The 14,541-nt window shown below is 72.7% G+C and carries 13 protein-coding genes; 9 read left to right on the top strand and 4 right to left on the bottom strand.

Annotated features, from left to right (window positions below; all coding sequences use genetic code 11):
• Positions 1–110 precede the first annotated feature (110 nt).
• From ACXN5W_RS14030 to ACXN5W_RS14015, 4 genes are read right to left on the bottom strand one after another with little or no spacing between them, the layout of a single operon-like run.
• Positions 111–1,622, bottom strand: coding sequence for a mannitol dehydrogenase family protein (locus tag ACXN5W_RS14030; protein ID WP_473158694.1), 1,512 nt, complete (start codon positions 1,620–1,622; stop codon positions 111–113).
• Entirely contained in the window at positions 1,613–2,902 is a 1,290-nt protein-coding gene (locus ACXN5W_RS14025) for an enolase C-terminal domain-like protein (RefSeq protein ID WP_473158693.1), read from the bottom strand. The genes ACXN5W_RS14030 and ACXN5W_RS14025 overlap by 10 nt, the downstream gene beginning before the upstream one ends.
• A 55-nt stretch (positions 2,903–2,957) precedes the next feature.
• Entirely contained in the window at positions 2,958–4,448 is a 1,491-nt protein-coding gene (gene uxaC, locus ACXN5W_RS14020) for a glucuronate isomerase (protein ID WP_473158692.1), read from the bottom strand.
• Between the two features lie 18 nt (positions 4,449–4,466).
• Positions 4,467–5,792: a Gfo/Idh/MocA family protein gene (locus tag ACXN5W_RS14015; protein WP_473158691.1), complete on the bottom strand. Its 1,326-nt coding sequence runs from the start codon at positions 5,790–5,792 to the stop codon at positions 4,467–4,469.
• Positions 5,793–6,029: 237 nt separating this feature from the next.
• Here ACXN5W_RS14015 and ACXN5W_RS14010 point away from each other — a divergent pair, with 237 nt between their 5' ends.
• The 9 genes from ACXN5W_RS14010 (at position 6,030) to ACXN5W_RS13970 (ending at position 14,401) form a co-directional block, all read left to right on the top strand.
• A complete protein-coding gene (locus ACXN5W_RS14010; RefSeq protein WP_473158690.1) occupies positions 6,030–7,154 on the top strand; it encodes a LacI family DNA-binding transcriptional regulator in 1,125 nt (374 codons plus the stop codon).
• Between the two features lie 20 nt (positions 7,155–7,174).
• Positions 7,175–8,521, top strand: coding sequence for an ABC transporter substrate-binding protein (locus tag ACXN5W_RS14005; protein WP_473158689.1), 1,347 nt, complete (start codon positions 7,175–7,177; stop codon positions 8,519–8,521).
• Positions 8,522–8,650: 129 nt separating this feature from the next.
• Entirely contained in the window at positions 8,651–9,532 is an 882-nt protein-coding gene (locus ACXN5W_RS14000) for a carbohydrate ABC transporter permease (protein WP_473158755.1), read from the top strand.
• A 107-nt stretch (positions 9,533–9,639) separates the two neighbouring features.
• Positions 9,640–10,461: a carbohydrate ABC transporter permease gene (locus tag ACXN5W_RS13995; RefSeq protein ID WP_473158754.1), complete on the top strand. Its 822-nt coding sequence runs from the start codon at positions 9,640–9,642 to the stop codon at positions 10,459–10,461.
• Positions 10,462–10,465: 4 nt separating this feature from the next.
• Positions 10,466–11,074: a hypothetical protein gene (locus ACXN5W_RS13990; RefSeq protein WP_473158688.1), complete on the top strand. Its 609-nt coding sequence runs from the start codon at positions 10,466–10,468 to the stop codon at positions 11,072–11,074.
• A gap of 64 nt (positions 11,075–11,138) precedes the next feature.
• Positions 11,139–12,389: a Gfo/Idh/MocA family protein gene (locus tag ACXN5W_RS13985; protein WP_473158687.1), complete on the top strand. Its 1,251-nt coding sequence runs from the start codon at positions 11,139–11,141 to the stop codon at positions 12,387–12,389.
• On the top strand, positions 12,367–12,675 hold the full coding sequence (locus tag ACXN5W_RS13980; RefSeq protein ID WP_473158686.1) for a cupin domain-containing protein: 309 nt from the start codon (positions 12,367–12,369) through the stop codon (positions 12,673–12,675). Before ACXN5W_RS13985 ends, ACXN5W_RS13980 begins: the two co-directional genes overlap by 23 nt.
• Positions 12,672–13,298, top strand: a complete 627-nt coding sequence (eda, locus tag ACXN5W_RS13975) for a bifunctional 4-hydroxy-2-oxoglutarate aldolase/2-dehydro-3-deoxy-phosphogluconate aldolase (RefSeq protein WP_473158685.1) — start codon at positions 12,672–12,674, stop codon at positions 13,296–13,298. Before ACXN5W_RS13980 ends, eda begins: the two co-directional genes overlap by 4 nt.
• Entirely contained in the window at positions 13,295–14,401 is a 1,107-nt protein-coding gene (locus ACXN5W_RS13970; protein ID WP_473158684.1) for a PfkB family carbohydrate kinase, read from the top strand. The genes eda and ACXN5W_RS13970 overlap by 4 nt, the downstream gene beginning before the upstream one ends.
• Positions 14,402–14,541: the final 140 nt, after the last annotated feature.

Raw genomic sequence — 14,541 nt, 5'->3', positions numbered from 1 at the left:
ACACACTCCATGTCATCGGTGGCGGTACTCGGCGGGGGATCGCGGGACGCGCCGTTGAGGGCCGGCGCCGCACCGCTGGGCGTTGGCGCGTCGAGCCGATGGTCGCGTCGTCATGCCGCCCTGGCCAGGGTGCCCAGCACGCCGTGCCGGTCCAGTTCGGTCAGCCAGCCGACCACGTCGGCCCGGACCCGGTCGTCCCCGGCCAGTTCCGCCGGGAACACCTCGGCCAGCCCGAACAGCGCGTCGGCGGTCCCGGCCGGGGAGTCCGGAGCGTCCCGCAGCCGGTCCCGGATCCGGTCCGCCAGCGGGTCGTCCAGCGGCAGCGCCGTACCGTCGTCGGCCCGGCCCCGGGCGAAGCGCATCCAGGCCGCCACCACCAGCGCCGCCCAGTGCGCCGGGCGGTCCGCCGCGCGCAGGTCGGCGATGGTGTGCAGGATGCGCTGCGGCAGCTTCTGCGACCCGTCCATCGCCACCTGCGTGGTCCGGTGCCGGATCGCGGGGTCGGCGAACCGGCCGAGCACCTGCTCGCCGTACTCGACGACCGAGATCCCCTCCGGCGGCTGGAAGCTGGCCGCCACGTCCTGGGCCACCAGCCGGCGCAGCACGGTGGTCAGGTGCGGCAGTGTCAACGCGTCGGCGATGGTCTCCCGACCGGCGAGCGCGCCCAGGTAGGCGGTGGCCGAGTGGACCCCGTTCAGGGCGCGCAGCTTCAGCCGTTCCCACGGGCCCGCGTCGTCAGTCAGCACCGCGCCGGCGGCCTCCCAGGCCGGCCGGCCGGCGGGGAAACGGTCCTCGATCACCCACTGCCGGTACGGCTCGGCGGCCACCGCCGCCAGGTCGGCCACCCCGAGCGTCCGGGCGGCGGCGGCCAGGGTGTCCGGGGTGCTGGCCGGCACGATCCGGTCCACCATGGTGCCCGGGAAGGCGACGTGGTCGCCGATCCAACCGGCCGCCCGGTCCGGCACCCGCGCCGCCGCGACCACCGCGCTCACCAGGCCGGCCAGCCGCCGGCCGTTCGCCGGCAGGTTGTCGCAGCTGACCAGCGCGAGCGGTCCGGCGTCGGCGGCGGCCCGGGCGAGCAGCCCGCGCAGCAGCAGCCCCGGCACGGTCCTCGGGGGCCGGTCGGTGGCCAGGTCGGCGGCCAGTTCCGGATCCGGGCGCAGCCGGCCGGTGGCCGGGTCGAGCTGGTACGCCTTCTCCGTCACGGTGAGCGTCACCACCCGGATGGCCGGGTCGGCCAGCAGGGCCAGCACCCCGGCCGGATCGCTGGCGGCGTGCCGTACCCCGGCGAGCACGCCGACGACCTGGGTGTGACCGCCGGTGGTCGAGGTGGTGGTCACGCTGAACAGCCCGTCCTGCGCGGCCAGCGCGTCCAGCACGGTCCGGCTGCGCGGCGCGACCCCGACGATGCCCCAGTCCCCACCGGCGGCGGCCACCGCCGCCTCGGTGTAGACCGCCTGGTGGGCCCGGTGGAAGGCGCCCAGTCCGAGGTGGACGATGCCGGCCGGCACGTCGCCCGGCCGCAGCAGCGGCCGGCTCGACTCGGGCACCCGGGCCAGGGTGCCCAGCCCGAGCCGGTCGGCTCCGCCCGTCGGCCGGCCGGCGCCCGCCGTCACCGCCACGCCGGGCCGTCCGGGAAGGCGTACCGGGCGATCGACTCGGGTTTCATCGTGCTGCTGTAACCGGGGCGGTCGGGCAGCAGGTACCGGCCGCCGCGGGTGCGTACCGGGTCGACGAAGTGCTCGTGCAGGTGATCGACGTACTCGACCATGCGACCGGAGAGGGACGTGCCCACCCGCAGATAGTCGAAGATCGCCAGGTGCTGGACGTACTCGCAGAGCCCCACACCGCCGGCGTGCGGGCAGACCGGCACCCCGAACTTCGCCGCCATCAGCAGCTCCGCCAGCACCTCGTTGACGCCGCCGACCCGGCAGGCGTCGACCTGCATCACCCCGATCGCCCCGGCCTGGAGCAGCTGTTTGAAGATCACCCGGTTCGCCGCGACCTCGCCGGTGGCCACCCGGATCGGCGCCACCGCGCTGGCGATCCGGGCGTGTCCCAGCACGTCGTCGGCGTGCGTGGGCTCCTCGATCCAGTACGGGTCGACCTCGGCGAGCACCGCCATCCTGTCGATCGCCTCGTCGACGTCCCACACCTGGTTGGCGTCCATCATCAGCAGCGCGTCGGGGCCGATCTCCGCGCGGATGATCCGGGCCCGCCGCAGGTCGTCCTCGATGGCCCCGCCGACCTTCATCTTCATCGCGCGCCAACCCTGCTGGTACGCGGCCCTGGTCAGCGCCTGCACCTTGGCGTCCGGGTAGCCCAGCCAACCGACCGAGGTGGTGTACGACGGGAAGCCGTCCCGGTCGAGTTCGGCGCACCGGTCCGCGAGCCCGATCAGTCCCTTGTCCAGGATGGCCGCCGCCTCGTCCGGGCTGAGCGCGTCGGTGATGTGCCGGAAGTCGACGCTGGCCACCAGGTCGGCGGTGGGCAGGTCGGCCAGGAACCGCCACAGCGGCACCCCGGCGAGCTTGGCCCGCAGGTCCCACACCGCGTTCACCAGCGCCCCGGTGGCCATGTGGATGACCCCCTTCTCCGGGCCCAGCCAGCGCAGCTGCGGATCGGCGGTGAGCGACCGCCAGAAGGCCACCGGTTCGTCGACGATCTCCTCGACGGTCCGCCCCGCGACGTGCCCGGCCAGGGCCCGGACCGCGGCGCAGGTGATCTCGTTGCCCCGACCGTTGGTGAAGGTGAAGCCGGCGCCGGTCGGGCCCGCGTCGGTGCTCAGCTCGACGTAGGTGGCGGAGTAGTCGCCCCGGTTGATCGCGTCGGAGCCGTCCCCCGCGTTCGCCGTCGGGAACCGCACGTCGTGTACGTCGACCCCGGTGATCGTGACGGTCATGGAACCAACCTTTCGTTCGCGACTGCGGTGCTCCGCTTCGCTGCGCTCCTCGCGCTCACCGGTTCGAACTTTCGTTCGCGACTGCGGTGCTCCGCTTCGCTGCGCTCCTCGCGCTCACCGGAACCAACCTTTCGTCCAGTCGGAACACCCGGCGGGGCAGGTGGTAGGCGAGGTCGACGATGGTCTCGGCGGCCTCGTCCGGCGGCAGCCGGTGCTCGGCGACCAGCCGGGCCAGGAAACCCGCGTCGACCCGCCGGGCCACGTCGTGGCGTACCGGGATCGAGCAGAACGCCCGGGTGTCGTCGACGAACCCGGCGGTGTTGTAGAAGCCGGCGCTCTCGGTGACCGACTCCCGGAACCGGCGCAGCACCTCGGGGGAGTCGAGGAACCACCAGGGCGCGCCGAGGTACAGCGCGGCGTAGCCGCCGGCCAGCGGGGCCAGTTCGCGGGTGAACGTGTACTCGTCCAGGGTGTAGACGACCACCCGCAGCCGCGGATCGTTGCCGTACTCGTCCAGCAGCGGGGCCAGCGCGTGGACGTACTCGGTGGCCTGTGGGATGTCGCCGCCGGTGTCCCGGCCGTGCCGGGCGTACAGCCACCGGTTGTGGTTGCGCACCGAGCCCGGGTGCAGCTGCATGACCAGGCCGTCGTCCAGGGACATCCGGGCGAACTCCACGAGCATGTGCGCCCGGAACGTCTCGGCGTCCGCCGCGTCCGCCGCGCCGCGTAGCCCGCGGTCGTACACCCGGGCGGCCTCCGGTCCGGTCAGCGCCAGGGTGCGGGCCGTGGGGTGGCCGTGGTCCGAGCTGGTGGCCCCGGCCGCGACGAACGCGGCCCGCCGCTGCCGCAGGGCGTCCAGGAACCCGGTGTACGTCCCGGTGTCCGCCCCGGTGATCTCGCCGAGCCGCGCGACGTTGTCCCGCCAGCCGTCGAACTCCATGTCCACCACGTTGTCCGGGCGGAACGTGGTGACCACCCGGCCACCCGGCCCGCCCCAACCGTCGGCCGCCAGCTTGGCGTGCCGGCCGAGGTCGTCCAGCGGCGACTCGGTGGTGGCCAGCACCTCGATGTTGAACCGTTCGAACAGTGCCCGGGGCCGGAACTCGGGCTCGACCAGCCGCGCGGAGATCTCGTCGTACAGCCGGTCGGCGGTGTCCGGCGACAGCGACTCGGTCACTCCGAACACGGTCCGGAAGGTCTGCTCCAGCCACAGCCGGGACGGGGTTCCCCGGAACAGGTGCCAGTGGTCGGCGAACCGTCGCCAGATCCGCCGGCCGTCGCGTTCCACCGGGCAGCCGTCCCGGCTCGGCACGCCCAGGTCGGCCGGGGCGACGCCCTGGCTCAGCAGCATCCGGGTCAGGTAGTGGTCGGGGACGATGAGCAGTTGGGCCGGGTCCGGGAAGGGCGCGTCGTCGGCGAGGACGGCCGGGTCGACGTGCCCGTGCGGCGAGATGATCGGACGGTCCGCCACCAGCGCGTACAGGTCCCGGGCGATCGCCCGCTGGTTCGGCTCGGCGGGCAGGAGCAGGTCGGGCACGGCGGGCACGGAAGTTCTCCTCGCGGATCAGTCGACGGTGAGCAGGTCGGCGACCCGGACGGCGGCACCGGTCTCGATGGACCGGTTCGCGGCCAGGCCGGTGAGCAGGGCCAGGGCGCCGTCCCGGGCGGTGGCGGACCGCTCGTACGGGTCGGGTCGACCACCGAAGAGCACCCCGGTCATCCGGGCGTCGGCCCCGCCGTGCCCGGTGCGGGTGTACCCGGCGACCGGGATCTCGCGGGGCGGCGCCCAGAACGGCCGGACGGTGAGGGTCGCCGCGCCGCTCTCGGCGGCGGCCTCGGCGCCGTGCAGGGCGGCGCCCTTGAGTGCCCCGGCGGCGGCGGGGCTGACGAAGGAACTCTCCACCACCTCCAGCTCCAACCGGCCCCGGCTGCCGTTGACCATGACCCGGTAACCCTCCCAGGGGGCGTACGCGGTCAGGTGGTAGCTCATGGTGGCGCCGCTGGCGTAGCGCACCAGCACCGCCATGTCGTCCTCGATGGTCACCCCGGGCGCGAAGACGTTCTGGTCGCGGTGGTACCCGTCCACGTCCTCGGCGTCCAGGTACAGCTCCCGCAGTCGGGGGTGCTCGGCCAGCCGCAGCGCGAACGGGTCACCCTCGGCGGCGGGTGAGCCGTGGGCGCGGTCGTAGTCGCGGGCGTAGCCGTGCCGCCGGCCGTCCGGTCCGTAGAAGAACAGCCGCCCGGCGGCGTAGACGTCCACCGGCGCGCTGTCCAGCCACCAGTTGACCAGGTCGAAGTGGTGGCTGGCCTTGTGTACGAGCAGGCCGCCGGAGTTGGCCCGGTCCCGGTGCCAGCGGCGGAAGTAGTCCGCGCCGTGCCGGACGTCCAGCAGCCACTCGAAGTGGACCGAGCCGATCTCGCCGATCTCGCCGCCGGCCAGCGCCGTGCGTACCGCCTCGTGCAGCGGGTTGTAGCGGTAGTTGAAGGCCACCGACACCCGGCGGCCGGTCTCGGCGACCGCGTCCAGGATCCGCCGGCAGCGGACGGCGTCCACCGTCATCGGCTTCTCGGTGACGACATCGCAACCGGCCCGCAGGGCCGCCACGATGTACTCGTCGTGGGTCCGGTCGACGCTGGTCACCAGCACGGTGTCCACCCGTTCCCGGGCGAGCATCGTGGCGAAGTCGGCGGCCGGGTACGTCGGCACGGCCGGCCGGCCCAGCTCGACCAGCCACCGGTTGTGCGCGTCCATCCGGGCCTGGTTGACATCGGCGAAGGCGACCAGTTCGGCGGTGTCCGGGTGGTCCAGCGCGAGCGCCCGGACGAACATCTCGGCCCGGGCGCCCGTGCCGACGACGGCGTACCGCCGTGCTCCGGTGCTGGCTGGCATGCCCGACCTCCCGACTACAAACGTTTGCAGTCGAAGTAACCACGATCGATGACCGCTCGTCAACGGAGCGACCACAACCCGCCTGATACATCCGGATTGGTGTAGATGTAAGCGCTTCATCGGACCGTTCACGCAACGATCATGTAATCGATGACCGTTGACATGGGAGCAATCGTTTGCATTAATTGCTGCACCTTGCGGGAACCGGCCCAACCCCGACTGCCGAAGGGACCAGGTGTGCGAGCCACGATCAGGGATGTAGCGCGGGCCTCCGGGGTGCACATCTCCACGGTCTCCCGGACGTTCTCCGCCCCGCACCTGGTCAACCCGGACACCCGCAGCCGGGTGCTGGCCTGCGCCGAGAACCTCGGCTACCGACCGAACCGGGCCGCCCGGGCGCTGATCACCGGCCGTACCCACAACATCGGCCTGATCGTCGCGGACATCGCCAACCCGTTCTTCCCACCCCTGATCAAGGCGGCCGAGAGCCAGGCCCGGGGACGGGACCACCACATCTTCGTGGCCGACACCAACGAGGACCCGGCGGTCGAGGAGGAGCTGGTACACGCGCTGGCCAAGCAGGTCGACGGCGTGCTGCTGTGCAGCCCCCGGATGAGCAACAGCCTGATCGAGCGGCTCAGCCGGGAGGTGCCGCTGGTGGTGGTGAACCGGCGGGTCAACGGCCTGCCGTCGGTGGTGACCGACAACGGCCAGGGGGCCCGGCTGGCCGTCGAACACCTGCTGTCGCTCGGCCACCACCGGCTCGCGCTGCTGGGCGGCCCGCGCGGCTCCTGGACCAGCCGGGAGATCCGCCGCGCCGCGGGCGCCGCGGCCCGAGCCGGCGGGGCCGAGCTGACCGTCCTCGGCCCCAACCCGCCGACCGAGACCGGTGGCAGCGCGCTGGCCGAACAGGTCCGGCGGTGCGGCGCCACCGCGGTGCTCGCGTACAACGACCTGATGGCGATCGGCCTGATGGAAGGGCTGTACCGGCTGGGCATCGAGGTGCCCCGCGACGTCAGCGTCGTCGGCATCGACGACATCGCGCTGAGCCGGCTCACCCGGCCCAAGTTGACGACCGTGGCCACCCCGGCCGCGGTCGCCGGCCGGACGGCCGTCGACATGCTCCTGAACCACGACGCGCCCGCCGGCACCCGCGGCGGCCGGAGCACGCTCGGCGACGACCGGCGTACCACCGCACAGGTGACGCTCCAGACGGAGCTGGTCATCCGCGAGTCGACCGGGCCCGGCCCGGTCGCCGAGATCGACCGGACCGGCGCCCAGGCCGCCGCCGGCCCGGGGCCGCATCGCACTGCGGACCCGGGCGCCACGGCGGCGACCGCCGGCGAGGTCGTCGCCTCCTAACGCCCGAGGAGTGAGCGCACATGCACCCCGCACCGACCGAACCGGCGGAGCCGTCCGCCGTCGACCCACACCGTACCGTCCGACCGAGACGCCGCCTGGTGAGCCTGCTCGTCGCGACGCTCGTGGCCGCGCCGCTGGTGTTCGGCGCCGCCGCCTGCGGCGGTGACGAGGCCAGCGACGACCCGAACGCCCCGGTGAAGCTCTCCGTCTTCTGGTGGGGCGGTGACGCGCGGGCCAAACTGACCGAGGACGCCCTCGCGCTCTACACGAAGAAACACCCCAACGTCACCTTCGAGACGACCTGGCAGGCCAACCAGGGCTACTTCGACAAGCTGGCCACGCTCACCGCCGGCGGCAACCCGCCGGACATCTTCCAGATCGACGACAACTACCTGACCGAGTACGCGGCCCGCAACGCCACGCTGGACCTGACCAGCTACCAGCAGAGCGGGAAGGTGGACACCAGCAGGTTCCCGGAGAGCCTCTGGAAGTACGGCGTGGTCGACGGGAAACTGGCCGGGCTGGCGTCCGGGGAGAACACCCAGGGCCTGGTCTACGACAAGACCCTGCTGACCAGGAACGGGTTGCCCGAGCCCACCACCGGGATGAGCTGGGAGCAGCACATCGCCTGGGCCGAGCAGGTCACCGCCAGGACCGGGGTGCCGGGCACCCAGGACCCGAGCGCCGACTACAAGGCGTTCTGGGTGTGGCTGCGCCAGCACGGCAAGGATCTCTACCAGGGCAAGGCCCTCGGCTTCACCGTCGAGGACGTGACGGCCTGGTTCGAGCTGTGGAAGGGCGCCCGGGACCGGAAGGCCACCCCGACCCCCGACGTGATCCACGAGGGCAACGCCACGGACGTCACCAAGCAACTCGTGGTCACCGGCAAGGCCGCCACCTCCTGGGTGTGGGCCAACCAGCTCCCCGAGCTGAAGAAGAACACCAAGGACGAACTGGGTGTGGTGGCCTATCCCGGCGACCCGGGCGCCCAGTGGGCCCGAGCGTCGATGTACTACTCGGTGTTCCGGGGCAGCAAGCACCGCGACGCCGCGGTCGACGTGATCAACTTCCTGGTCAACGATCCCGAGGCGGCGAAGGTGCTGGGCACCGACCGTGGCCTGCCGGCCAACCTGGACCTCCGCAAGACCATCAGCGACACCGCCACCGACCCGGCGATGAAGCTGTCCATCCAGGTCGAGACGGACCTCGCGGCGAAGTTCGGGCCGTCCCCGCAGGTGCCGCTCAAGGGCCACAGCAAGGTCAAGTCCGAGATGATCAAGGCCGCCGAGAGCGTCCAGTTCGGCCGGGCCACCCCGGCCGCGGCGGCGCAGCAGTTCATCGCCGCCTGCACGGCCGCGATCGCCTGAAGTCGTACCCATGTCGCGGAGAGGAGCCCGCTCGTGGCGGTGAGCACGACCCCCGAGCAGATCCGGCGCGTTCCGCGTCCGGTCCGGGGAGCCGGTTGGCGGCCCTGAACCAGTACCGGCCGCGAGGGTCTGGCCGGGTACGTCTTCCTGTCGCCCTGGCTGGTCGGACTGCTGGGCATCACGGCCGTCCCGATGCTGCTGTCGCTCTACCTGAGCTTCACCAACTACGACGTGCTGACCCCGTGGTCGGAGGTCGACTGGGTGGGGCTGGCCAACTACCGCCGGATGTTCACCGCCGACCCGTCGTACTGGCACGCCGTGCGGGTCACCGTCACGTTCGCCGTGGTGGCCGTACCCCTCAAGCTGGCCGCCGCGCTCGGCGTCGCGCTGCTGCTCAACCGGGCGTGGCGCGGGGTGGGCCTGTTCCGCGGGCTGTTCTATCTGCCGTCGCTGCTCGGCGGCAGCGTCGCGCTGGCCATCGTGTGGCGCAACATGTTCGGCGGCGACGGCGCGGTGAACTCGTTCCTCGCCCTGTTCGGCATCCACGGCGAAGCCTGGGTGAACGACCCCGACTGGGCCCTGGAGACCCTCATGGTGCTGGCCATCTGGCAGTTCGGCGCCCCCATGGTGATCTTCCTGGCCGGGCTCAAACAGGTGCCCACCGAGCTGTACGAGGCCGCCGCCGTCGACGGCGCGGGCCGCTTCCGACAGTTCGTCCACGTGACCCTGCCGATGCTGTCCCCGGTGATCTTCTTCAACCTGGTGCTCGAGACGATCCACGGCTTCCAGGGCTTCACCGCCGCCTTCGTACTGAGCAACGGCACGGGCGGCCCGGTGGACTCCACCCTGATGTACACGCTGAAGCTCTACATCTCCGGCTTCACCAACCTGGAGATGGGCTACGCCTCCGCGATGGCCTGGGTCTTCCTGCTGGCGATCGGCGTGATCACCGCCGTTCTGTTCAGCACCGGCCGGTTCTGGGTCCACTACTCCGACGGGTCGGACCGGTGACCGCCCCACCAGCCGCCGGCGCGCTGCCCGGCCCGCCGGCCGCCCGGCCGGCCGGCCCGGGGGCACCGCGACCCGCCACGACCCGCCCCGGTTCGCGACGCCGGCAGGTGGTCCGGCTGGTCATCCTGCTCGCGATCCTGGCCGTGGTGCTCTACCCCCTGCTGTGGGTGCTCGGCGCCTCGGTCAAGTCGCAGGAGGAGATCGTCAACAACATCGGCCTGCTGCCGGAACGGTTCACCCCGGGCAACTACTCGGCCGGCTGGACCAACTTCGACGTCCAGTTCGGCCGGTTCTTCCTGAACAGCGCCCTGGTCAGCGTGCTCGCGGTGCTGGGCAACGGGATCTCCTGCCTGCTGGCCGCGTACGCCTTCGCCCGGCTGCGCTTCCGGCTGCGCCGGGTCTGGTTCGCCATCATGATCGGCACCCTGCTGCTGCCCGGGCACGTGCTGATCGTGCCGCAGTACATCGTGTTCCGCACCCTCGGACTGGTCGGCGGCCAGTGGCCGTACCTGCCGCTGCTGGTGCCGCACTTCCTGGCCACCGACGCGTTCTTCGTGTTCCTCATGGTGCAGTTCATGCGCGGTGTCCCGCGCGAACTGGACGAGGCCGCGAAGCTCGACGGAGCCAGCACGTACGGCATCTTCCGGCACATCATCCTGCCGCTGAGCCGTCCCGCGCTGGTCACCACGGCGATCTTCACGTTCATCTGGACCTGGAACGACTTCTTCCGCCAGCTGGTCTACCTGTCCCGGCTGCCCGACTACACCGTTCCGGTCGCGCTGACCCTGTTCATCGACTCCACCAGCCAGAGCGCGGTCGGGCCGATGTTCGCCATGTCCGTGCTGTCGCTGCTGCCGGTGTTCCTGTTCTTCGTCGCCTTCCAGCGGCTGCTCGTCGAGGGCATCAACACCAGCGGGATCAAGGGCTGAACCGGTGACCGACGACGACGCGGGCCGCCGCGACTGGCGGGACCTCGCCCGGGAGGCCACCGACCTCGCGCTGCTGGGCATCCTGCTGACCGTCGCCGCGCTGCCGGTGCTGACCGCCGGCGCCGCCGTCGGGACGGCCAGCGCCGCCGTACACGACTGGCTCGACACCGGGACGTGGCCGCCGGCCGGCCGGTCGCTGGTCCGCTTCCGCCGGTCGCTGCTGCCCGGCGCCGGCGCCGGCCTGGTCGCCCTGGCCGGCGCGGGGCTGCTGTTGCTCGACCTCGCCGGCCTGGCCGCCGGGACCGTACCCGGTGGGCGGCCCATGACGGCCCTCACCGGCGCCGTCGCCGCGCTGCTGGTCGGGTACACCGCGCTGGTGGTCGTCGAGGTGGGCCGCACCGGCGGCCGAGGCTGGCGGACCGCGGCCCGGACCGCCGCCCGCGGCTGCGCCGACCACCCCGTCCGGTGGGCCGCCGCCACCGGGGTGACCTGCCTGGTGCTGCTGCTCGGCGCGCTGGTCGCGCTGGTCACCGTCCCGATCCTGCTCGGGTACGCGGTCGCGGCGCTGCACGCGGTGACCCGCCGGCTCAGCCGGGCCGAGGTGGGCGCGTGAGCGATCGGAGGACCACGCGTCGCCTCGGGCGGACCGCGCGTCCACTCGGTCGGGGGGTGCGCGGGTGAGCGTGACCCGGGTGGCGCTGGTGGGTGTGAACGGCCACGGTCGGTCGCACCGCCGCAACCTCCAGCGGCTGGCCGGGGCCGGCCTGGTGGAACCGGTGGCGTTCTGCGACCCCGCGCCGGTGCCGGACCCGGGCGACGTACCGGTGTTCACCGACCACCGCAGCATGCTGGCGGCCACCGCGCCGGACGTGGTGGTGATCTGCACCCCGCCGCACACCCACCTGGAGATCGCGGTGGACGCCGTGACGGCCGGCGCCGACCTGCTGTTGGAGAAACCGCCGGTGTCCTCGCTCGCCGAACACGCGGCGCTGTCGGCCGCGCTGGACCGCACCGGTCGGGTCTGCCAGATCGGCTTCCAGGCGCTCGGTTCGGCGGCCCTGCCCGACCTGATCGCCGCGGCGACCTCCGCCGCCGGCTCGACGGCCGCCCGTTCGACGGCCGCTGCCCGCTCGGTCGCCGACGGCGGGTTAGGAAGGGGCCCTTCCTATACGAAAAGCGATAACAAGGTGCCCTTCCTTACCGCCGGGCTCGGTGCGTGGTGGCGACCGGACTCGTACTGGGTCCGTTCGCCCTGGGCGGGACGGCGACGGGTGCGCGGTCGGTTCGTCGCCGAGGGCGCGCTGGCCAACCCGTTCGCGCACGCCGTGATGCAGTCCCTCGCGGTCGCCTCGGCGGCCACCGGCTGGCCGTACGGCCGGGTGACGGCCGAGCTGGAGTGGTACCGCACCCGGGACATCGAGGCCGAGGACACCGCGTGCCTGCGGCTGACCGACGCCGCCGGGGACCGGGTCGAGGTCGCCGTCACGCTGGTCTCGGACACCTTCCTGGCCGGGGAGATCCACGCCGGTGGCGCCGCGCTGGAGTACCCGACGGACCGGTTGCGGCTGCCGGGCGACCTGGACTGGCGCCCATCCGCCGGCCGCGTCGACCTGCTGGAGAACCTGCTCGCGCATCGCCGCAGCGGGGTGCCGCTGGTGGCGCCGCTGGCCCGGACCGCGCTGTTCACCGGCGTGCTGGCGGTGCTCGCCGCGGCACCACCGCCGGCGCGGGTGCCCGACCGGTTCCTGCGTCCGCATCCCGACGGTGGCGGTCGGGTCATCGACGGCGTGGCCGGGACGCTGCGCGCGGCGGTCGACGCCGGCGCGCTACCGTCCGAGCTGCACGTTCCGTGGGCAGCGCCGCCGTACCGGACGGTCATCGACCCGATATCTAAGGAGATAACCGATGCGCAAACTGACGTTCGCTGACGCGGTCGGCACGGCCGTTCCGCCGGACCGGCTCATCGAACGCGGCGGCTTCCGTCGGTACGACGAGCCCGGCTTCCGCACCCACGACGAGCCCGGGACGCACACCCACACGGTGCCCGAGGTGTTCTGCATCTACCAGGGCAGCGGCACCATCGAGATCAACGGTGCCGCGGCGGACCGGTTCACCGCCGGCGACGTCCTGGTGGTCGAGCCGGGGGAGGACCACCACCTGATCAGCGAGGGCGACGTGCCGCTGGTCTTCAGCTGGATGCACCTGCTGCCATGATCGTAGAGGTTCTCACCGGGACCGGCGTGCTGCCGGTCGTCGTACTTGATGATGCCGACCAGGCCGGGCGGCTCGGCTCGGCGCTGCTGGCCGGCGGGCTGCGGGCCATCGAGGTCACCTTCCGGACCGAGGCCGCCGAGGCCGCCATCCGGATCCTGGCCAAGGATCCCGACCTTGTCGTCGGCGCCGGCACCGTGCTCACCCCCGCCCAGGTGGACCGGGCCGTGGACGCGGGTGCCCGGTTCGTGGTCAGCCCCGGCTTCTCGCCGACCGTGGCCCGCCGCTGCGCGGAACGGGACGTACCGCTGTTTCCCGGGGTGGCCACCGGAACGGAGATCATGATGGCCCTCGACGCGGGCCTGGAGACGGTGAAGCTCTTCCCGGCCGAACGGCTCGGCGGGGCGGCCATGGTCGCCGCGCTGGCCGCGCCGTTCCCGTCGGTCCGCTTCGTGCCGACCGGCGGCATCGGGGTCGCCAACCTGGCCGACTACCTGGCGATCCCGGCCGTGCTCGCGGTGGGTGGCACCTGGATGGTGGCCCGTTCGCTGCTCCGGGAGGGCCGGTGGGACGAGATCACCGCGCTCGCGGCGGCGGCTGTGGACGCCGGAGGGCGGGCCCGATGAGCGGGGCGGGACTGGCCGTGCGGGACCGGGCCGACTGCCGGTACGACCTGGTCAGCCTCGGCGAGGTGATGCTGCGCCTCGACCCGGGGGAGGGGCGGATCCGCACCGCCCGGTCGCTGCGGGTGTGGGAGGGCGGCGGTGAGTACAACGTGGCCCGTGGGCTGCGCCGCTGCTTCGGGCAGCGCACCGCGGTGGTGACCGCGCTGGCCGACAACGAGGTGGGCCGGCTCATCGAGGACCTGATCCTGACCGGCGGCGTCGACACCGCGCTGCTGCGCTGGATGCCGTACGACGGGATCGGCCGGGGGGTCCGCAACGGGCTCAACTTCACCGAACGCGGGTTCGGGGTGCGGGGTGCCGTCGGGGTGTCCGACCGGGCCGCCAGCGCCGCCAGCCAGCTGCGCCCGGAGGATGTGGACTGGGAGCACCTGTTCGGCACCCTCGGGGTGCGCTGGTTCCACACCGGCGGCATCTACGCCGGACTGGCGGAGGGCACCCCCGACGTGGTCGAGGCCGCCATGTCCGCCGCCCGCCGGCACGGCACCATCATCTCGTACGACCTGAACTACCGGCCCAGCCTGTGGAAGGCGGTGGGCGGTCAGGAACGGGCCCGGGAGGTCAACCAACGCCTGGTCCGGTACGTCGACGTGCTGATCGGCAACGAGGAGGACTTCACCGCCGGCCTCGGTTTCGTCGTGCCGGACACCGCCGAGGATCTGTCCCAGCTCGACGCGGCGAACTTCCGGCGGATGCTCAAGGAGGTGGTGGCCGAGTACCCGCACCTCGCGGTGATCGCCACGACGCTGCGCACCGTTCACAGTGCCACGGTCAACGACTGGGGCGCCATCGCCTGGTCCCCGGACGGGTTCGTCACCGCCACCGAGCGGCCGGGGTTGCAGATCCTGGACCGGGTCGGCGGTGGGGACAGCTTCGCCTCCGGCCTGATCTACGGGCTGCTGGAGCTTGGTGATCTCGGTCAGGCCGTGGAGTACGGCGCCGCGCACGGTGCCCTGGCCATGACCACACCGGGCGACACCTCGATGGCGAGCCTCGCCGAGGTGGCGAAGCTGGTCCGTGGCGGCGGGGCCCGGGTCGACCGCTGACCCGGCCCGCGTGACGCGGTGGGGGGGGGGGGGGGGGGGTGGGGGGGGGGGTCAGACAAAGCCCAGGGGAGACAACCGGCAGGGGCGGGGGGGGGAGGGGGAAGCGGGAACGGTGAGAGCGGAGTAAGGAGGAAAGTAGA

Source organism: Plantactinospora sp. A48, assembly GCF_055793945.1.
Note: the sequence above shows the minus strand (reverse complement) of the source record. Positions and strands in the feature narration are given on the sequence as shown.

Coding starts and splice junctions, on each gene's coding strand:
- ACXN5W_RS14025 (WP_473158693.1), bottom strand. CDS start 2,902: ATGACCGTCACGATCACCGGGGTCGACGTACACGACGTGCGGTTCCCG.
- ACXN5W_RS14015 (WP_473158691.1), bottom strand. CDS start 5,792: ATGCCAGCCAGCACCGGAGCACGGCGGTACGCCGTCGTCGGCACGGGC.
- ACXN5W_RS14005 (WP_473158689.1), top strand. CDS start 7,175: ATGCACCCCGCACCGACCGAACCGGCGGAGCCGTCCGCCGTCGACCCA.
- ACXN5W_RS13980 (WP_473158686.1), top strand. CDS start 12,367: ATGCGCAAACTGACGTTCGCTGACGCGGTCGGCACGGCCGTTCCGCCG.
- eda (WP_473158685.1), top strand. CDS start 12,672: ATGATCGTAGAGGTTCTCACCGGGACCGGCGTGCTGCCGGTCGTCGTA.
- ACXN5W_RS13970 (WP_473158684.1), top strand. CDS start 13,295: ATGAGCGGGGCGGGACTGGCCGTGCGGGACCGGGCCGACTGCCGGTAC.